This window comes from Pseudoalteromonas aquimarina (assembly GCF_049257255.1).
Classification (GTDB): Bacteria; Pseudomonadota; Gammaproteobacteria; order Enterobacterales; family Alteromonadaceae; genus Pseudoalteromonas.
Genome location: NZ_JBMMUG010000005.1, coordinates 158,502 through 177,827 on the forward strand (window position 1 = coordinate 158,502; position 19,326 = coordinate 177,827).

Consider the following 19,326-nt stretch of genomic DNA (forward strand, 5'->3'; position numbering starts at 1 on the left):
GATGAATTTTGTTGTTGTAAATAATTATGGGCGTGCTCCTACTACAGCTGTAGATACGGCTTATTTGAGTGTAGATAACTGGAACGACTACTCTTTTGTAACAATGTTTTATTTAACTGTTTTTGATGGTGCAGGAATAAAGCACGACATTGGTAATGTGAAGATTGCTTACAAAGGGCAGACAACAGAGACAAGCACATACTCAACTTTAGGTCAGGCCTTTTCTTTACTAACTGATCAATATTTTTCGTTAGGTACAGATGCTGAATATTACAAAAATCTAAATAAGCTCAGTGCCGAGCTTAAAATTAGCCTTCTATCTGCGTTGCAAGACATTGTATATAAGCCAGAAAAGTTAAAAGAAATTGAAGATGAAGAGGTACTAAATACATCTCTTTTCCGTGGTGTTACCTTATCGGACGTGCATGGCCAGTTCTCAAGGGTCCTCCAAGGCTTAGCTGAATTATCCGATTTTGACTTTAATTTTGTGCGACAAGGCTTAGATGGATTTTGCGATTTGAAAATACCATTCGGAGTGAAAGTCGGATCAATTCCCAGTACGAATATCCATGCTTTTATCGGACGTAACGGTTGTGGCAAAACAACTATTTTAAACGGAATGATTAACGCGATAACCGAACCTGGGAATGATAACTACTATTTTACTGAAAATAATCATTTTACTGAGTCTAGAATTCCAAATGGATATTTCCGGTCTCTAGTTTCTGTGTCTTTTAGCGCTTTTGATCCATTTACTCCACCACAAGAACAACCCGATCCAGCCAAAGGTACGAAGTATTTTTATATTGGGCTTAAAAGCAGAGTAAATGGTAATGAATTAAATTCATTAGAAGATCTGCGCAAAGATTTCATTTCGGCACTAATCGGTTGTTTACGTAAAGACGACAAGAAAAGACTTTGGCTTGATGCGATTGAAAAACTAAGTAGCGATCAAAATTTCGAAAACATGGGGCTGAGCATCCTAAATACTCGGTATGCTAATTTACGAGAAAATCACCCTAACACCCAAGTCGATAGTGATGACTTTAAAGAACTTTTTTTTCAAGATATACAAAGCTATCTAAAGCGCATGAGTTCGGGCCATGCAATTGTATTATTTACTATAACAAGATTAGTCGACACAGTTGGTGAAAAATCGCTAGTCTTATTAGATGAGCCAGAAGGTCATTTACACCCCCCCTTGCTCTCTGCATTTCTGCGTACATTAAGTGACCTTCTTTATGTCAAGAATGGCGTAGCCATCATCGCAACACATTCCCCAGTTGTTTTACAAGAAATACCTAGATCCTGCGTATGGAAAGTTATTCGCTCAAGGGAAGTCATAGGTACAGAAAGGCCTGATATTGAAACGTTTGGAGAAAATTTGGGCGTGTTGACTCGCGAAGTTTTCGTGCTCGAAGTATCGAACTCTGGATATCATTCATTACTAACTAAATCTGTTGAGTCTGGAGCCTCATATGAGGAAATATTAGATGAGTATAAGGGGCAAATAGGTCTAGAGGGACGAACAGTGTTAAAGGCAATGGTGTTAAGTAGGGATGCAAGAACGATAGGATGAAGAAGTTAAACCTACCAAGTATCTCGTTTACTGAAATGTTGAATAAATGTGCAGAAGGAATGGAGCAAATACATGTTCGCAATAACTTCATTTCAGTTTTTCCAACCTTTCATACGAAAGAGCGACAATATCAAGCGTTAAGTTTGACGGGTAACTTGTATACCTACCCAAGAGTAACTCCATTAGCTAATACTACGCCTGTTATAGGTCATCTCACCAAAACAAAGCTAATTAATTTATATGAAAATAACTTACGGAATAAAGATAAACCTGCAAGGGATTATTACGATGCATTACTAGTTTCTTCTGGTGAGCGTTGTCCATTTTGCGGTGATATTGGTCACACCAAGAATTTAGATCATTTCTTACCTAAAGCCCACTTCCCTGAGTTTTCAGTAATGCCTCTTAACTTAGTGCCATCATGTCGTGATTGTAATATGGGTGAAAAAGGCCAAGCATACGCGACCGTTGAAGAAGAGCAAGCCATTCACCCATATGTTGATAAAGATATCTTTTTTCAGGAACAGTGGGTATATGCAGAATACATTAATGAAAATGACGGCGCTTTACGTTACTACGTTCAATGTCCTGATGTTTGGAGTCAAGAAGATAAAAATAGGGCTGAAAATCATTTTAACGAACTTGATTTGAGTAATCGATATCGCCTGGAAGCAGGAAAGCATTTAAGTGAAATTATTGACCAAAAAAGAGCTTTTGAAGCAAGTGTTATTAGATTGGCTCCAAATGTGTCAGCTCAAGCGATAAAAGATGAGTTCATAAACTCAAATCTAATGCCTATAGTGAACTCAAATCAATTTCCTAACCATTGGAAAAAAGTAATGTACCAATGCCTAGCAAATTCAGCATCGTTTTTCGAATAAAAAAGCACGCTATTGACTGGCGTGCCTTATACAAATTGCATTTTATGAGACCACATTAATTCAACTAAGCCATTACACTGGTAGTTACCTCGCTTAGTCGTGCCGTGCTTAACAGTGAAGTGTTTTCTGACTAGGATTGACCTTACCCAGATAACGTTATCTGGGTAAGTATTCTGATACACTTAATCTCGATTTTTGGCAGGTAACCCAGTATCAATTGTCGCTGCGAGCTTATTCATATCAACACCATCCATCTTTTGAAGATTGTTCTGCCACCTGGCAAACCTTTCGAGCAAAATATTGTTTTCACCAATTACCCTTTTATTCTCTGAATTAAGCCTCTCATTCTCGTTTTCCAACTTCTCAACTCGCTTGATAAGCTCAGCTATAGTTGCATCATCGTTGTCCAATTTTTCTATAAGATGACTCAACTTGTCGGAGCTATCGAATATCGATTTAGCCTCTTCAATAGCAATTGATTTCTTGTTTCTAAGCTCTTCTTTCTTTAAGTCAAAAGCATGTTTTATCTCATCATGCTTTGTGTACGTGTGCCGTGATGGAGGACGTTTTAAGCCCAATTCTGATTGAAGTTTGCTAGAAAGAAGCTCATAAGTAAGTTTACCACTCCAACCATCGATAATCGCTAGAATCGTTTCTTTATTGTCTGTTACAAAAGCCATGATTACTCCTCCATATCAGTTAATGCTAAAGCGGTAAGGTCAAAAGTTGGGATTACACTCTGCTCGTCAATATTGAGTGAGCGCTTAACCGGTGAAGGGTCTAACTCATCGGGAATTCTGATAGGTGTGCCATCTGGTTTGTTTGGATCTTCCATCATGGTGATAATGGTTTTGATCTTTGATAATCTGAAACCTAAGGCTGTCACCCAACGATCTGCACCGAAAAATTTATCTTCTGCTTTAGCGACAGCATCCTCTAGCTGCTCCTCATAGAGCTTCTCAAGGTTTTTAAGCTCTTCTAAGGTATGAGGTAACCCCTTTAAACATTCATGCTCACTACAGACCGCACAATCGCCATTCTTAACACATGGACTTTCCGCATAGTTGTGCACGCAGTAGCCTAACCCTGTGAACTGAGCGACACCTGTTCTATTAATTCCAAGTGACTTTAGCGAAACTGGTAAACCCAAATCATGTAACAAGATTGCAGGGGGAGGAGACTCTGATGTGTATGGCGATAAAAACTTATTCGCTTGAGCAACTGTCAGGACACCTTCAACATTTGCAACATGGCCTATGCGTTTGGTTAACCGCGACTTCTGCTCTTGCGTTCTTCCATCGTAAGCTTTGTTTTGTTTAATATCAGCTCGACCTGACCACTTGGCAATCAACCAATCTTCTTCACCAGCCAGTTTCAACTTAGTATTCAACCAATGCCGGGGTTGGTGTGTATTCAATTGTAACCGAGTGCCATCTTCGTCTGTGATTGCCAATTCATCAAAGATTGACTCGATTGTTTCTTCTCCTGAAGGGCGCTCTGAACCTATAGCATCACTCACAGCTCCATGACCGACCATAATCCAAGAAAACGGCTTAACATCAAACTCTTTGTGAAACTCATTCTCGCGAACTAAGGTAATGCAATCCCAAATTTTCACTTCACCGACGTTGGGAAAACCTTTAGTTGTATATTGCTGCTCAACGACAATTCGTAGATCACTGTAACTTGGGAACTTAATAGAGCAACCTATTGGTTCCTTAGTGTACCTATCCACAACATCATTATTGGGTAAAATTGCTGCCCCCTCACACAACTCTTTCTTCCAATCAGATACGCCATTTAATTCACTAATAAGGCTTTTGAGCCATTTAATGTTGTTTCCATATGTAACCCAACTAATATCCGCACCTCTTGCTGATTTACCAGTTTTGAACCCCATTGCTTTTGCAAATTGATTATATGTTAACGGCTTGTCTTGCGGAAAATCAGCAGATGTAATGCACTGTTCATGTATCATAAAAATGTTGGGATTTTCAAAAGCAAATTTCGCGGCAGCTCTTGCAGGAGCAGAAATATCAATGAGCCTGTCAAATGCTTGCTTTACAACATCTTCTAGTAGCTTAGGGACCCACTTTTTTACGGGATCTCCTCCTTTTGCAGGATGCCACATTAGATATAAACGTCCTTTTACACTTGTTTGTAATGAGTTTGTTGTTAAACCATTAAGCTCTGTATTTCTACTCGGCTGGCACATCAACATTACACATAGACTGGAGAAGTACTTTTGACGAGGTGTTTTAGCTTTGTGAAATGCATCCGCCACTTGAAGCATTTGATAATCAGAAGGACATTTATCCTCTTCTTCTTTAAGGCTGTCTTCATCAAGCTTAATTCCAGAGTCAGGTTTACGAGGGAAAGGGTTTGACCACTCTTGCAGGTCTAATTTGAATCGTTTTTCTTTGATGAAATTAACTACTTTTTCAAATGACAGGGCAATATTGCGCTTTCCTCCAGCACTTAATCCACTATTCTTAATCTGCTCCTCGATACGATTAATTTCCGTGTTAGTGAGGTGCATGATATCAACATCCTCTCTACCATTTTGAATCGCGTTTTCTTCTAGGGCATTGTAGATCCACACTAAAGATGAAGACCAAGTTGTCGAATTTTTAAAATCGAGCGACTGTTGGTAACGCACATAGGCTTTGGCAAAGTCAGCAAATGGCTGTTTGAATGGTATATATTCGGAATGGTTTACACTGTTTCCAAATACGATGGTTAATTTCTTTCCTTTCGCTGGTTTCCAAGACCATTTATCGCACTCCCATCCTTTTTGAGTGCCAAAAGGACTTTCAAACACATGGTCACCAAAAAGCGTTAAATCGTTTTTTGCAAATGCTATGAACTCGGCATAATTTTTCTGGAAATCTAGTTTATTCTTGGGTGTAAATACCAATACATCAGACATTTAACGCTCCTTCTTTTTCCAGCTCTTGTTTTCTAGCATTACACTTTTGAATAACAACTTTGATCGCATCGATACTTCGATTATGGCCTTGTAATACAAACTCACTTGCCCCCATCTTACGCTTGCGATCACGTTCAGAAATAATACTTTTCAGAACTTCCGTATGAGGCGCATTTAACCAAGGTTGAAATTTATTGCAGGTGTAACAATGAATTGTGCCATTTGCACAAAAGCCAAATTTACCGCAACTTCCGACAGGGTTGCCATCGTTATTATTGATTCGGCTGCGAGGATCATTGGCTCGAATTGCATCTTTTTCACCGTCAATCAAAGTACCCGAAAATGCTTGCGCTAATGGTGTTAAATCAGATGCAAGTGCTTCATCAAGTCTATCAGCCATTTCTTCATTAAATTCTGTGTACACAGTCACATGTTGAGTATCTTCATGTCCCAATTCTTCTGCAATTGTATGAGCACTCGCACCAAGAACAGCCATATTTGTTGCATGTGTATAACGGAATCTCCTTGCGTTTACATGCAGGTCACCATAAATGCCTTCAGTTTTTATTCGTGTTGTTTTTAACGGGCAAAGTCTCGCAATGTTTCGTATCATATTACCTGCACCAGATTTACTTAAACAAAGTAAGTCTGGTGTATTCGCTTGCACCTCATAGAACTCTCTGAGAGTTGATATCTTGGCTATTTCTTTCTTATTTAGAAATACCGGAATAGTAGTCTTTTGTGACTCAGATAGTTTTGTGTTGTAACAATCCTCAATGTAATTAACTGATTGTTCGGCTTGCTTTGCTAAGACCAAAAAGAGATCTTCGTTAATATCATCTTTAAATTGGAATGACTCTCTGAAATCTGCCCTTAATTTTTTGGCATGAGGTATTCTTAGAGAAAAAGATGTAATTGAACCTTCTGTGTGAGCGACCAAGTCACAATAGTACAGATAGCGTAACTGGATTGGTCTGGCTCCAGTTTGTTGAAGTGCAATAACGAAAGCATATTCAGTTAATGTTATTTGGTTTAAAGAGTATGCATCTACGTACCAGCGAATAAAGGCTACTTGCTCGTCAAACGAATATGCGCCGCTGTATGGGCACCCTAGCGCAACAGCTTTCCCTTTTTCGGTACCTGCTAACTTTACCGAACTGAGTAGGTCAACAACCTTTTTATCAACACCTTTAATCTCCTTCTCATACCAGTCCAAAATGAAGGAGCGCACCTGCCCAAGCTTCCACTCTTTATTTTTTTCAAGGGTAGCTTTAAAGTTTATTACATGCTCTTCCTTTATCTTATCTGTAACACCAAAAGCAAATAATTGCCTGATGTTAATATAGATCGAAGTAACATAGCCTGGTGAGAACTCTGATGCGTAATCAGCTAATGCAAGACGAAAATTAGCCTCAAACTGAGAAGTCAATTTCAAAGGTGCTAATAAGCTAAAATTTATAGAGTAATCTGCATTTAACTTCCAAACGTCTTGATATACATCATATTCGTAATTATGCTTACTTTTGCGAACATCAGACTTTAGCTTCGACGCGCTCGAATTTTTTTTTTACTAGATGTAGTCATCAATACTTCCTGCCTTGTGTTTTAGCCTTTGATGCATTTTTTTGCGTATTGCGCTTGCTCGTTTTCTTGTTGTTCGTTTCAAGTATGTTCTACCTGATTCAAGAGAGGAATGACCGTTAAGCTCAGCCCGAATTTCCAACTCTCGTTGCTCTGTAATGATATTTTCACTAGCATATTGTTTTGCCTCTTGATGCAAACCAGCTTGCTCTAATCGTTTAATCTCTTGTTTAACTGCTTCTCTTTCCTGATCAATCGTGTTTGACAATTGATCATTATAATAATGTCGATAAGAGTGAGGCGTAATAGCCCAGAAACGCTCTAGGTTCACCGCTTTTATGCTATTAAATATATCGTTAATTGTTTGCTGAATGATCGGTTGCCCAGATTGATAATGTCCCTCTTTATCTTTGTGTGAAACGAATATGAATGGATGTGTTTTCGCTACTTTTGTATCAGCACGATGAACCTTGATATACGTATTCAACAAGTCTCTTAGCTCTTTTGTGATAGAAACAGCTCTGCCAAGCGTCTTAGCCGTCGGCTCTTTTAAACGAGGATCATCTTTACTGTCATGTCGTCTAACAACTGACAATGTTGGATTATCAGTATCCGTTCCAATATCGCTGATCCGAAGCGCTAATAACTCGGCACATCGAAATCCAGTCTCATATAACACTTGTACGATTAGATAGTTTCTAAACTTTACAACAGGGTTTTTAAACGGATTGTATTGTGAATCTGGCTTAGCTACCTCAACAAAATCTTCAAATACATCATCTGCAATCCCAGATTTATCCAAAGATACTTTTTTCGATTTTCCCTTTGGATTACCGCTCTTAAGTAGAGTTTTCATTTTATCTAACTCATCAAAAAGCTCGGCTGCTGTTGGTTTATATTTGACTCGCTCTTTTCCAATAAAATGAAGGAATTCTGCTATGTGAGCAATTCGGGAAATATATTGAGATTTGCTAATGGTGGGCTTATCTTGTGTTTTTGATAAGTGAAACTTCTCCATTTTGACCACATTACTTACAGTTTTCACCTTTAATGCCTTGGCGTGATATAAACAGTGTTCCTTGAGAGCCTTAACATCTTTTTCATCGGGCACTTTGCCGTTGTATATTTCGTCAAGAAGGTCTCTATTGTTCATTTCCTCCCAGCGTTTCAAATGCTTAATATCTTTTAGGTATTGCTCAATTGATGTTGCAGCCTTAGTCATTCGCAGTTTTTGCGTAACAAAGTGAGTTACCCAAAAATCCGGGACGCCATCCTTTCCTAATAGAAAGACATAGCGCTCCCCACTTTTAAATTTCTTCACAGCAACTTTCACAAACATCACTATTAAACATTTATTTTTGTTATAAAGTAATATAGAGAATATTTTAAGATTTTCAACATTAATTTTCTAATGAAATTAAAAAAGCCGCTTAATAGCGGCTTTCTAAAAGATTTTTCAACATTTTTCTTTTTGTCTTAGGTCAGAACGGAATGTCGTCATCAAAATCAATTGGTGGTTCCATTGGGTTTGATGCGCCGCCTTGTGGTGCATTCTGCTTAGGAGCAAAGCCGCCTGATTGCTGCTGAGGCGCAAAACCACCAGACTGTTGTTGACCACCAAAACCACCAGATTGCTGCATTGGAGCAGACTGTTGAGCCGGTTGCTGATTAAAGCCACCTTGTTGCTGCTGTTGACCACCTTGGTTAAAACCTTGTGATTGCTGAGGAGCAAAGCCTGATTGCTGCTGATTTTGCTGTTGGAAACCACCACCCGCATTGTTGCCAGCATTATCACCACGACCACCTAGCATTTGCATCTGACCTGTAAAGCCATCAACTACAATCTCAGTTGTGTATTTTTCTTGACCTTGCTGATCCTGCCACTTACGTGTTTGTAATTTACCTTCAACGTAAATTTGCGAACCTTTACGACAATATTCACCAACCACTTCAGCTAACTTGCCAAAAAACACAACGCGGTGCCATTCGGTTTTGTCTACTAACTGACCCGTGTTTTTATCTTTATAACTGTCAGACGTTGCAAGTGTGATATTTGCTACTGCGTTGCCGTTTGGCATATATCTCACTTCTGGATCCTGGCCTAAATTACCAACTAGGATCACTTTGTTAATACCACGAGCCATGGTCTGTCTCCTTTAATTAAACTATACCTGCAACAACTTTTGCTTGTTGCAAATCGAATTCTGATTCTTTTACTTTTAAGTAAGTACGATTTTCTTCAAGTACTACTGTTGTTTCTAACACACCCGGTAAATCTGCAAGGTCATTTGCAAGCTTTTCGGCTGCTTTTTCAGGGTCGAAATCATCTTCCTCCCCTTGTAATTCAGTGAGTAAGCTAATTAACTTACTTTTTGGTGGTACTTCCATTCCCCACGCAATGGCAAACCATATTACCCCAACCAAGGTTGCTGCGGCAAATACTGTCTGGGCATCGCTTACTTGTGCTAAATATCCACCAACAACACCACCAAAAAAGGCGCCTAAAAACTGCGTTGAGCTAAACGCCCCCATTGCAGAACCTTTCTGCCCTGGGGGTGAAATACGTGCTACCAACGCAGGCATGGTCGCTTCTAAAAAGTTAAATGCAATAAAGTACAATAGCATGCAAACACCAATTATGGCCGCACTTGCACCAAACAAACTTAAGCTCATTAAACTTGCAACAATCAGTGCAATTGAGGCTAAAAACGCTACTTTTTCTTTTTCTTTTTTGATGGCAATAATCATCATTGGCACCATAAAAATAAATGCCAATAGTAGAACAGGAATATATAACTTCCAGTGCGTTTCAGCTGCTAAGCCATCTTTAATTAATTCGCCCGGCAAAGCTACAAACACAGCTGTTAAAGTTAGATGCAATAACATTACACCACAATTTAAGCGAAATAACTGAGGGTGTTTTATAAGGTTTTTAATGTCGCTAAGCGAGGCTGAGGTATCTCCTTTCGGCGCTCGGTTTACAGCTGTTGGTACCACTGTTAACACAATAAAAATACCAATAACAGCAAGCATTGCAGTTAGCCAAAAAATACCACTTACACCAAAAGAGGCCGCTATCATTGGGCCTAACAGCATAGCTGCTGCAAAGCTAAGACCAATACACATACCAATGACGGCCATTACTTTAGGGCGTTGTTCATCACGGCTAAGATCCGCAGCAAGTGCCAAGACTGCAGCCGCAATGGCTCCCATACCTTGCAATGCACGGCCTAATGTTACGGTATAAATCGATTCGGCCATTGCCGCAATGACCGAGCCAATGGCAAACATAATAAGACCACCAACAATCACGCGTTTGCGACCAAATTTATCAGATAACCATCCCATAGGAATTTGTAATAGTGCTTGCGTTAAACCATACGCACCAATTGCAATACCAATCCATAAAGGCGAAAAGCCTTCTAATTCAGTACCATAAATTGCCAATACAGGCATAAGCATAAACAAACCAAGCATGCGAAAAGCAAATACACTGGCAAGCGACACTGCGGTACGTTTTTCGAGGGCATTTAAAGATGAAGCAGACATTAGCGGTTTAGCAAATAGTTATTTGAAAATTAAGGCGGCAAGTTTACCACAAACTAAGATGGTTATTCTAACCCGTATTTTGCTAAAATTTTACGCTGTTCATTTTGGTATTTACTGCTTTTAAAAATGCCTTCGAATTGTTGAAATTGTGTTTCGCTAATTGTGCGTTTACTAAATGCATAAAACACTTCGGTGCTATTCACAACAAAGTCATCAATATAGATATGCGAAAAGCTGGGGTTATATTGTTTTTGATAAGCTAAATTTCCCTTTTCCTCTAAAAAACCACTGATTTTTTTACGGGCTAATAAATCCAACTTGGTATTATTGTCTACTACGGTAATAAACCTTTCAGGGTATTGCTTTAATATTTTCTCAAATTCATCACCATAAAAAGCACCGCGATGAACCGCAACTGGGGCAGGTAAATTAAGTAAATCTTCAAGTGAACTTATTGAATAAACATTATCTTGATTCATCGCCAAAACGATCGTTTCTTTTCGCTGAGGGCCTAAAAAATAATAGTATTTTTCGCGCTCGGTAGTTTTTGAGACGCTTAACATCAAGTCAATTAACCCCGCTTTTAAGCCGCCTAATGATCTTGCCCACGGGAGCTCTACAAAACGGTAACTACAGTCAGTTTGAGCCAACAATGTTTTAGCAAAGTCAACATCAAGCCCATGTAAATCAGCATGTTCAGCACGACTTTTAACCTCACCAAAACGTTCATAGCGAATCGTTAATTCACAGCTAACCGTTGAAAAAGTCAAACAACCGAAAAAGATCAGAGCAATATTTCTAAACAACAAAGGTGATCCAAAGTGAGAACCTAAACTTAAATAAGTTTAGTAACTTCTCACTAGAAATACAGGCCACAAAAGGCTGTATATTTATACAATATAATGCAATACTAAGCGCTATATTGCTGCTCGCTATTACTATAGGATAACAATGGAACATATCGAGGTTCGCGGTGCCCGCACGCACAACTTAAAAAACATCAACTTGACTATTCCTCGCGATAAACTGATTGTAATCACAGGTTTATCTGGTTCAGGTAAATCATCTTTAGCATTTGATACTTTGTATGCTGAAGGTCAGCGACGTTATGTTGAATCACTTTCTGCGTATGCTCGCCAATTTTTATCCTTAATGGAAAAACCTGATGTTGACCATATTGAAGGTTTATCACCTGCAATTTCAATCGAGCAAAAATCAACCTCGCATAATCCGCGCTCTACCGTAGGCACCATTACTGAAATTTACGATTACTTAAGGCTATTGTTTGCACGCGTTGGCGAGCCTCGCTGTCCAACCCACGACTTACCACTTGCAGCTCAAACAATTAGCCAAATGGTTGACCAAGTTTTAGCGCTGCCAGAAGGCACTAAAGTAATGCTGCTCGCACCTGTAGTAAAAGAGCGCAAAGGTGAGCATATCAAGCTGCTTGAAAGCCTTGCAGCACAAGGGTTTATTCGTGCACGTATTGATGGCGAAGTTTGCGACCTTTCCGATCCACCTACACTAGAATTACATAAAAAGCATACGATTGAAGTAGTGGTTGATCGCATCAAAGTAAAAGATGGCTTACAACTTCGTTTAGCCGAATCATTTGAGCAAGCACTTGAACTTTCAAACGGTGTAGCGCAAATAGCCTATATGGATGAGCCGGAAAAAGACGAAATGGTGTTCTCAGCTAACTTTGCTTGCCCGAGTTGTGGCTACGCAATGACAGAGTTAGAACCGCGCTTATTTTCATTTAACAATCCGGCAGGTGCCTGTCAAAGCTGTGATGGCTTAGGTGTTCGCCAATATTTTGATCCAAACCGCGTTGTACAAAACCCAGAGCTCAGCCTTGCAGGCGGTGCAATTCGCGGCTGGGATAAGCGTAGTTTTTACTATTTTCAAATGCTGCAAGCAGTGGCAAATCATTATGGCTTTGATATTGAAACGCCTTTTGAAAAGTTACCTACCGATGCGCAAAAAGTGGTACTGAATGGTTCTGGCCGCACCCAAATTGAATTCCAATACCGTAATGATCGCGGCGATGTTGTGGTGCGCAATCATGTTTTTGAGGGTGTGCTGAATAATATGGCACGCCGTTACAAAGAAACCGAATCAAACTCAGTACGTGAAGAGCTAGCAAAATATCAAACCAATCAAGACTGCCCGAGTTGTAGTGGCTCACGCTTACGCGAAGAAGCACGTCATGTGTTTATTGGCACTACTAATTTGCCACATGTTACTAAAATGAGCATTGGTGAAGCTCAGCAATTTTTTGGTGACCTAAGTTTTAGCGGTCAAAAAGCCAAAATCGCCGAAAAAATCTTAAAAGAAATCAGCGATCGTTTATCCTTCTTGGTTAATGTAGGACTTAATTATTTATCTTTAGAGCGCAGTGCCGAAACCCTTTCAGGTGGTGAAGCGCAGCGTATTCGTTTAGCAAGTCAAATTGGTGCAGGCCTTGTTGGCGTAATGTATGTGTTGGATGAGCCTTCTATCGGTTTACACCAGCGCGATAACGACAGATTACTCGCCACATTAACGCACTTACGTGATTTAGGTAACACGGTAATTGTGGTTGAGCATGACGAAGATGCAATTCGTGCCGCAGATCATATTATTGATATTGGCCCTGGTGCAGGCGTTCACGGCGGCCAAGTTATTGCTGAAGGTACACGTGACGATATTATTAACTGTGCAGAGTCGGTAACTGGCCAATATCTTTCGGGCACAAAATCAATAGAAGTACCCGCAGCACGTCATCAACCTCAAGATAAATGGCTAGAGCTTAAAGGTGCTACCGGTAATAACTTAAAAAGTGTCGACCTTTCAATTCCATTTGGCTTAATGACGTGTGTTACAGGTGTTTCAGGTTCAGGCAAATCAACCTTAATTAACGATACACTATTTAAGGTAGCGCACACCGAACTTAATGGTGCAACGACGGCCGAAGCAGCGCCTTACAAATCAATCACTGGCATGGATTTGTTTGATAAAGTTATCGATATTGATCAAAGCCCTATTGGACGTACGCCACGCTCAAACCCTGCGACTTACACAGGTATTTTTACTGCTATTCGTGAGCTGTTTTCAGGCACGCAAGAAGCTCGCTCTCGTGGTTATAAACCGGGGCGTTTTAGCTTTAATGTAAAAGGTGGGCGCTGCGAAGCGTGTCAGGGCGATGGTGTTATTAAAGTTGAAATGCACTTTTTACCCGATGTTTACGTGCCGTGTGATGTGTGTACTGGTAAACGCTACAACCGTGAAACATTGGAAGTCTTATACAAAGGCAAAAACATTCACCAAGTGCTTGATATGACGGTGGAAGATGCACGCGAATTTTTTGACAAAATTCCAGCCATTGCACGCAAGTTACAAACACTGATGGATGTTGGTTTAAGTTATATTCGCTTAGGACAATCAGCAACTACCTTGTCTGGTGGTGAAGCTCAACGCGTTAAATTAGCACGCGAACTATCAAAACGTGATACCGGTAAAACCTTATATATTCTCGATGAGCCAACCACAGGTTTGCACTTTGCCGATATTCAACAACTGCTTGTGGTGTTGCATCGCCTGCGTGATCACGGTAATACCATTGTGGTTATTGAGCACAACCTTGATGTAATCAAAACTGCCGATTGGATTGTTGATTTAGGCCCTGAAGGTGGTTCTGGTGGTGGTGAAATATTGGTTGCAGGTACGCCTGAAGAAGTTGCTCAACATCCACAATCTCATACTGGTCGCTATTTAAAAGAAATGCTATAAGTATTTCAATTAATAATAAAAAAGCACCTAAATGGAATTAATTAGTCAAAAGCTGCCAAAGTTAAAGCTAGTCCAACTTAAGCTAGTAAACTTTTGGCAGTCTTTATCACTACCTGAAAAACTCTATACCCTATCATTCGCCTTGCTGATTATTTTTCAAGGTGATTATGGTTTAGCTGCAATGCTTACTGTGATTGGTCTGCTGATGGAGTTTTGGCCTAAGTTTTCCAGGGCATGGGAAAGTCTTGCTGGAAAAGCTGTCATCCTACTTTTTTATGCCACCATTACAAATTTTGCGCTGGTATCAAGTGCGTCTATGGTGAATGAAGTAACAGGCGTACCTGCTGCACACTTTAACTACACGCATAACTTTGCCATTTTACTGGTGTTACCTAGCTGGATTTTAGGCATTAGCGTTGTAGCGTTAATGATTTACCAGTTATTTGTGCCGTTTTATCTGTTCGCAATTTTGTTGGCAAAGCCATTTGGCATCAAAATGGTGCGTTTCTTTTCTAAAAGTAATCATCCGTTTTTTTCTAACTCCATGCGTTTTATGGTGTGTTTTACTGTAGTCTTCCAGTTACTGTCGCTTTGGCAAGGAGAGCAAAAGAGCATCGAAGAAATACTTAATGGAATTGACCCTAATGTCACTGAAGTAGAACAAAAACAAGCTGATTTAGCGAAGCAACAAGCTCTTGATACTGCTGCTGTTGTTGAAACACAAGAGCCAGAGAAGCCAGAAACATTTAGCATTAAATTTAATAACGCCGCGGGTGAGTCAGACGAACTATTAATTCCAATTGATAGAGGGTACGAATCGGTAATGCGTTATTTAATTGCAATGTTCGCTTATCGACTAGAAGCTGATAGCTATTCTCGTTGTGCTAAATCCGCAAATACAAAAGTAGTAGAGTTAAACGACTACGAGGTGCTGTTGATTAGTGAAAACAAAAATACCCAGTATGGTTATGAGTTTGTGGTAGCTGTTTGTGACTCACCCAGCAATGAGCTTTTCAAAAACAGGTAACTGAAACTTTTTATCCACCTAAAAACAGCTTACTCTGCTTTTAGGTGGGCAGTTAATGACGCTCTTTCTTGCTCACTTAACGGTGTAGATGCTTTATTGGCAAAGTCGTATCGCACCATTGTGGCATGCCCAACCGCACACAACTCACTATGCTGGTACACTTCTTGGCAAATCACAAATGATGATGATCCAATGCGACTAATACTTGAGTTTATAGTGATTTCTTGGCCATAAAATAGCTCACCTTTAAATTCCACCTCAATTTTTGCAACGATAAGCTTCCAGTTGTTGCAATCTAAGTCAGGAGTAAAAAAACGGAAAAAAGGGGTACGAGCGGCTTCAAACCAAACCGGTAGCGCAGTATTATTAATGTGTCCTAACGCATCTGTTTCGCTAAAACGCGGCATAAGTGTTTCACTAAACATATCAATTGAGCTTTATATACTAATTATGTGCTCACTATAGTTATGTTTAATCATAATTAAAATAATAAGGTCAATAATGCAGGATTTTATTCGGGTTTATGACAACGTATTGAGCAAAGAGTTTTGTGATAGCTTTATCACTAAATTTGATAACAGCCCATTTTTAGCACAAGGTAAAACCAGTGGTGGGGTCGATCTTAGTAAGAAAAATAGCCAAGATTTATACCTCAACCAACATATTGAATATCAAAAAGAACTCCAGCATATTCTGCAACATACCACTGAGAAAATATTTGAATACTTTGAAGAACACTTCTTTGCATTAATCGGTGCTTTTGGTTTAAAGGTGTATCACCCAACAACGAAACAACCAGTTGACTTAACGGTTGAAAATTTTGAAGAAGTTGGGAAACCTCAATTGCCAGTTCTGGTTCAACAAATCTTTCGCTTAGGCCAAATTCAAGCGCAAAAATATACTGCTGGAGAAGGTGGTTATCCCTACTGGCATAGTGAGGTTTATCCACAAAAAGGGCATAACGATAGCTTGCACCGTATTTTACTGTTTATGTTTTACTTAAATGATGTAGAAGAAGGCGGCGAAACAGAGTTTTATTATCAGAATAAAAAGATAAAACCAAAGCAAGGCTCTATGGTTATAGCACCAGCTTATTTCACGCACACCCACAGGGGATGTATTCCGGTGTCTAATGACAAATACATTGTCACATCCTGGGTGCTGTTTAATACAGCAGAACAGATTTATGGTGCCTAAATAGGCACCATAATATTAATTGCTTAGATGAATTCGCAAGCTAACCTTTGCTTCTAAGCCACCTTCAGAGCGATTGCGCAGTGTTACTTTGCCTTGGTGCATATCAACAATACGCTTGATAATAGCAAGGCCTAAGCCACTTCCTTCGCTTCCTCGTGCCTGATCGCCCTGAGTAAACGGCTGAAACACTCGCTCTAGCTCGTGTTCAGGAATACCTGGGCCTTTGTCTTGCACCAAAATTTCAACATATTCTTTATTAGTTGAAAACTGGGTTACAACCGTGACATCTTCTTCACTGTAGCGCAGTGCATTTTCAATCATATTGGTGATTACACGCTTCATCGCTACATGACTAATCGGAATATTCGGCAGTGCTTCGTTGGCGCTAAAACTAATTTCTCGACCTTGTTTTTGCTCTGAAGCAACCACCTCAGATACCAATGCGTTGATATCATCGGGCGCTAAATCGCTTAACTTGTGATTACGAAGATACTCAATAAACTGGTCAATAATTGCATTCATATCCTCGATATCGGTGATGATACCTTCACGCAAATAATCTTCGTGTTCTGACATCATTTCGGTGGCAAGGCGAATGCGTGTTAGCGGCGTACGTAAATCATGGGAAACACCCGCCATTAACAAGCGACGATCTTCTTCTACCGCAGCCAGCCCTCGCGACATTTGATTAAATGCACGTGTTACCTCAATCATTTCAATCGAGCCTTGTTCAGGAAGTTGGCTTGAATAATCACCTACTTCCACTTTGCTTGCCGCTTTTTGCATTGCTTTTAATGGACGGTTTAGATGACTTGCAAATAACCAACCGCCAAGCACACTTAATACACCAATAAAGGCTAAATAAAATGTCAGCACTTTAACATTTGCTTCTTGATAGCCGACAAGCGGTACTTTTACCCAATAGCCAGGTGCTTGCGGTGGCTCAATCCAATAAACAAGTATATCCGATTGGCTAATACGTACTCGCGCTTCACCTTGTAAGTATTCTGACATCACACGTGATAAATAAGGGTATTCGCTGGCTTGCTCTAAGCCATTTCGCATAGCTTCACGTTCACTCATCACCTCAACGCCAGTTGCTAAATAAAATTTTTCAGCAACATCATTTGGCATCTCCACACCATCATTATGACCAATAAAGACAGTACGTACCTGTTTAGCTAACATTAAGTTAACTTGTTCGATGGAAGGTTTTACTACGTAAAGGGTAACCGAGATATAAGAAACGATTTGATTTATAAGCAGCAGTGCACCTACCAAAAAGACGGTCTGGCCAAATGCACTGCGGGGAAAAATACGCATAATTTAGGCTTTATATATCCTATTCTTTGCCATCTGGCACAAATACATAACCTAAGCCCCACACTGTTTGAATATAGCGAGGGTTTGCAGCATCTTCTTCAATCATGCGACGTAAGCGAGAAACTTGAACATCAATACTGCGTTCTAATGCACTGTAATCGCGTCCACGCGCTAAGTTCATTAATTTATCACGGCTCAGAGGCTCACGCGGATGCGATACCAAGGCTTTTAATACGGCAAATTCACCACTTGTAAGCGAGATAGTTTCATCGCCTTTACTCATTTCACGCGTCGCCAAGTTAAGCGAAAACTGACCAAAGCGAATTTCATTTTCTTCTGCAGAAGGTGCACCCGGCACATCACTCGCTCTGCGGCGAAGAATCGCTTTAATACGCGCAAGGAGTTCGCGCGGGTTAAACGGTTTAGGAATATAGTCATCCGCACCAAGTTCTAAGCCGATAATACGGTCAACTTCATCACCTTTTGCCGTTAACATTACGATTGGAATGTCATTTTCTTTTTGACGTAAACGACGACAAATTGAAAGGCCATCTTCACCAGGCAACATTAAGTCTAATACCATTAAATGAAAGTTTTCTCGTTCTAATAAGCGGTCCATTTGCTCCGAGTTTGCTGCAGAGCGAACAATAAAGCCCTGCTCAACTAAGTAGCGCTCTAGTAGGCTGCGTAAACGCATGTCATCATCGACTACCAATATTTTTGTTGTTTCTTGTCCCATGATTTCATTCTTCTGTTATTTTTCTTTGGCAATATGCCTACTATAAATAATTTTTGTCAAATTAGGCAAAAGAAGAGTGTTACTAGGTATTACAAACTCTTACTAAGCAGCATCGTAGCGAATTGCATTAATAAAGAAGAGCGTTACACCTTCTGCATTTTTAAACTCAAACTCATCGTCTTGCTGTTTACCTAGCATGGCACGGGCAAATGGCGAATCAATGCTAATTTTGCCCTGTCTAACATCAAATTCATCTGGGCCGACAATTTGATAGTTAAACACCTCACCCTCTTCATTTTCTACCTCTACATGCGCGCCAAAAAAGACTTTGCCCGCTTGCTCTGGTTTAGGATAAACAATATTTAACTGCTCTAAACGCTTTGTTAAAAAACGCACACGGCGATCAATCTCTCGCAAGCGCTTTTTACCATAAATATATTCAGCATTTTCTGAGCGGTCTCCAAGAGCTGCTGCTTCAGATACTGCCTGCGTCACTTTCGGGCGTTCTTCTTTCCACAAATAACGCAGCTCTCTTTCTAGTTCATCATAACCGCTGCGTGTAATATAATTAGAGCGCTTGGGAAATGTCTGCTTAGGTGGTTTTCTCATAGTTAAGTAACTAAGTATCGTAATTTATTTATCGCTTATGATTGAAAAATTTATGTTTAGATACAAGATCTATAGGCATTATATTTAAAACAATTTTTCTGGTGTGGTCTCTCAATACAAAAACCACCCATACTTACCGAT

The 19,326-nt window shown here is 39.9% G+C and carries 15 protein-coding genes and 1 pseudogene; 5 read left to right on the forward strand and 11 right to left on the reverse strand.

Annotated elements, in window-relative coordinates; all coding sequences use genetic code 11:
* Window position 1: 1 nt before the first annotated feature.
* Both AAEU29_RS13925 and AAEU29_RS13930 read left to right on the forward strand, forming a co-directional pair.
* Window positions 2–1,579, forward strand: coding sequence for an AAA family ATPase (locus AAEU29_RS13925; RefSeq protein WP_421973905.1), 1,578 nt, complete (start codon window positions 2–4; stop codon window positions 1,577–1,579).
* The gene (locus AAEU29_RS13930; RefSeq protein ID WP_335989186.1) at window positions 1,576–2,460 is read left to right on the forward strand and encodes an HNH endonuclease; all 885 of its coding nucleotides are present in this window, start codon (window positions 1,576–1,578) and stop codon (window positions 2,458–2,460) included. Before AAEU29_RS13925 ends, AAEU29_RS13930 begins: the two co-directional genes overlap by 4 nt.
* 182 nt (window positions 2,461–2,642) lie before the next feature.
* Here the strand turns inward: AAEU29_RS13930 and AAEU29_RS13935 are convergent, their stop codons facing one another.
* From AAEU29_RS13935 to AAEU29_RS13965, 7 genes and pseudogenes are all read right to left on the reverse strand, one after another.
* Window positions 2,643–3,140: a hypothetical protein gene (locus tag AAEU29_RS13935; protein WP_421973906.1), complete on the reverse strand. Its 498-nt coding sequence runs from the start codon at window positions 3,138–3,140 to the stop codon at window positions 2,643–2,645.
* A gap of 2 nt (window positions 3,141–3,142) precedes the next feature.
* Window positions 3,143–5,389, reverse strand: coding sequence for a hypothetical protein (locus tag AAEU29_RS13940; RefSeq protein WP_421973907.1), 2,247 nt, complete (start codon window positions 5,387–5,389; stop codon window positions 3,143–3,145).
* A pseudogene (locus tag AAEU29_RS13945) lies at window positions 5,382–6,887 on the reverse strand (site-specific integrase); the annotation flags it as partial. The pseudogene AAEU29_RS13945 and the gene AAEU29_RS13940, both read right to left, overlap by 8 nt.
* Before the next feature lie 72 nt (window positions 6,888–6,959).
* Complete coding sequence (locus AAEU29_RS13950; protein WP_421973908.1) at window positions 6,960–8,303, reverse strand: tyrosine-type recombinase/integrase; 1,344 nt, start codon at window positions 8,301–8,303, stop codon at window positions 6,960–6,962.
* A gap of 148 nt (window positions 8,304–8,451) precedes the next feature.
* On the reverse strand, window positions 8,452–9,114 hold the full coding sequence (gene ssb, locus AAEU29_RS13955) for a single-stranded DNA-binding protein (protein WP_421973909.1): 663 nt from the start codon (window positions 9,112–9,114) through the stop codon (window positions 8,452–8,454).
* A 16-nt stretch (window positions 9,115–9,130) separates the two neighbouring features.
* Complete coding sequence (locus AAEU29_RS13960) at window positions 9,131–10,519, reverse strand: MFS transporter (protein WP_421973910.1); 1,389 nt, start codon at window positions 10,517–10,519, stop codon at window positions 9,131–9,133.
* Between the two features lie 62 nt (window positions 10,520–10,581).
* Window positions 10,582–11,328, reverse strand: a complete 747-nt coding sequence (locus AAEU29_RS13965) for a substrate-binding periplasmic protein (RefSeq protein WP_421973911.1) — start codon at window positions 11,326–11,328, stop codon at window positions 10,582–10,584.
* 142 nt (window positions 11,329–11,470) lie between these two features.
* Between AAEU29_RS13965 and uvrA the strand changes: the two genes are divergently transcribed.
* Together uvrA and AAEU29_RS13975 are read left to right on the forward strand one after the other, a co-directional pair.
* Window positions 11,471–14,290, forward strand: a complete 2,820-nt coding sequence (gene uvrA, locus AAEU29_RS13970) for an excinuclease ABC subunit UvrA (RefSeq protein ID WP_421973912.1) — start codon at window positions 11,471–11,473, stop codon at window positions 14,288–14,290.
* Window positions 14,291–14,321: 31 nt separating this feature from the next.
* Window positions 14,322–15,317: a hypothetical protein gene (locus tag AAEU29_RS13975; RefSeq protein WP_421973913.1), complete on the forward strand. Its 996-nt coding sequence runs from the start codon at window positions 14,322–14,324 to the stop codon at window positions 15,315–15,317.
* Window positions 15,318–15,346: 29 nt separating this feature from the next.
* Here the strand turns inward: AAEU29_RS13975 and AAEU29_RS13980 are convergent, their stop codons facing one another.
* Window positions 15,347–15,742 carry an acyl-CoA thioesterase gene (locus AAEU29_RS13980; RefSeq protein WP_421973914.1) on the reverse strand — a complete coding sequence of 132 codons (396 nt, stop codon included), beginning with the start codon at window positions 15,740–15,742 and terminating at the stop codon, window positions 15,347–15,349.
* Between the two features lie 76 nt (window positions 15,743–15,818).
* On the opposite strand from AAEU29_RS13980, the gene AAEU29_RS13985 reads away from it, so the two are divergent.
* The gene (locus AAEU29_RS13985; protein WP_274760923.1) at window positions 15,819–16,514 is read left to right on the forward strand and encodes a 2OG-Fe(II) oxygenase; all 696 of its coding nucleotides are present in this window, start codon (window positions 15,819–15,821) and stop codon (window positions 16,512–16,514) included.
* A 15-nt stretch (window positions 16,515–16,529) separates the two neighbouring features.
* On the opposite strand, the gene envZ is transcribed toward AAEU29_RS13985, so the two are convergent.
* The 3 genes from envZ to greB form a co-directional block, all read right to left on the reverse strand.
* Window positions 16,530–17,837, reverse strand: coding sequence for a two-component system sensor histidine kinase EnvZ (envZ, locus tag AAEU29_RS13990; protein ID WP_421973915.1), 1,308 nt, complete (start codon window positions 17,835–17,837; stop codon window positions 16,530–16,532).
* A 19-nt stretch (window positions 17,838–17,856) separates the two neighbouring features.
* The gene (gene ompR / locus AAEU29_RS13995) at window positions 17,857–18,576 is read right to left on the reverse strand and encodes an osmolarity response regulator transcription factor OmpR (RefSeq protein WP_274760921.1); all 720 of its coding nucleotides are present in this window, start codon (window positions 18,574–18,576) and stop codon (window positions 17,857–17,859) included.
* A gap of 102 nt (window positions 18,577–18,678) precedes the next feature.
* Window positions 18,679–19,185 (reverse strand): transcription elongation factor GreB, encoded by a 507-nt coding sequence (gene greB / locus AAEU29_RS14000; protein ID WP_421973916.1) that lies wholly within the window; start codon window positions 19,183–19,185, stop codon window positions 18,679–18,681.
* Between the last annotated feature and the right edge of the window lie 141 nt (window positions 19,186–19,326).

Excerpts from the sequence above, each read along its gene's own strand:
- AAEU29_RS13985 (WP_274760923.1), top strand. The coding sequence starts at position 15,819 with ATGCAGGATTTTATTCGGGTTTATGACAACGTATTGAGCAAAGAGTTT.
- AAEU29_RS13975 (WP_421973913.1), top strand. The coding sequence starts at position 14,322 with ATGGAATTAATTAGTCAAAAGCTGCCAAAGTTAAAGCTAGTCCAACTT.
- greB (WP_421973916.1), bottom strand. The coding sequence starts at position 19,185 with ATGAGAAAACCACCTAAGCAGACATTTCCCAAGCGCTCTAATTATATT.
- AAEU29_RS13980 (WP_421973914.1), bottom strand. The coding sequence starts at position 15,742 with ATGTTTAGTGAAACACTTATGCCGCGTTTTAGCGAAACAGATGCGTTA.
- AAEU29_RS13940 (WP_421973907.1), bottom strand. The coding sequence starts at position 5,389 with ATGTCTGATGTATTGGTATTTACACCCAAGAATAAACTAGATTTCCAG.
- uvrA (WP_421973912.1), top strand. The coding sequence starts at position 11,471 with ATGGAACATATCGAGGTTCGCGGTGCCCGCACGCACAACTTAAAAAAC.
- envZ (WP_421973915.1), bottom strand. The coding sequence starts at position 17,837 with ATGCGTATTTTTCCCCGCAGTGCATTTGGCCAGACCGTCTTTTTGGTA.
- ssb (WP_421973909.1), bottom strand. The coding sequence starts at position 9,114 with ATGGCTCGTGGTATTAACAAAGTGATCCTAGTTGGTAATTTAGGCCAG.
- ompR (WP_274760921.1), bottom strand. The coding sequence starts at position 18,576 with ATGGGACAAGAAACAACAAAAATATTGGTAGTCGATGATGACATGCGT.
- AAEU29_RS13930 (WP_335989186.1), top strand. The coding sequence starts at position 1,576 with ATGAAGAAGTTAAACCTACCAAGTATCTCGTTTACTGAAATGTTGAAT.
- AAEU29_RS13935 (WP_421973906.1), bottom strand. The coding sequence starts at position 3,140 with ATGGCTTTTGTAACAGACAATAAAGAAACGATTCTAGCGATTATCGAT.
- AAEU29_RS13925 (WP_421973905.1), top strand. The coding sequence starts at position 2 with ATGAATTTTGTTGTTGTAAATAATTATGGGCGTGCTCCTACTACAGCT.
- AAEU29_RS13960 (WP_421973910.1), bottom strand. The coding sequence starts at position 10,519 with ATGTCTGCTTCATCTTTAAATGCCCTCGAAAAACGTACCGCAGTGTCG.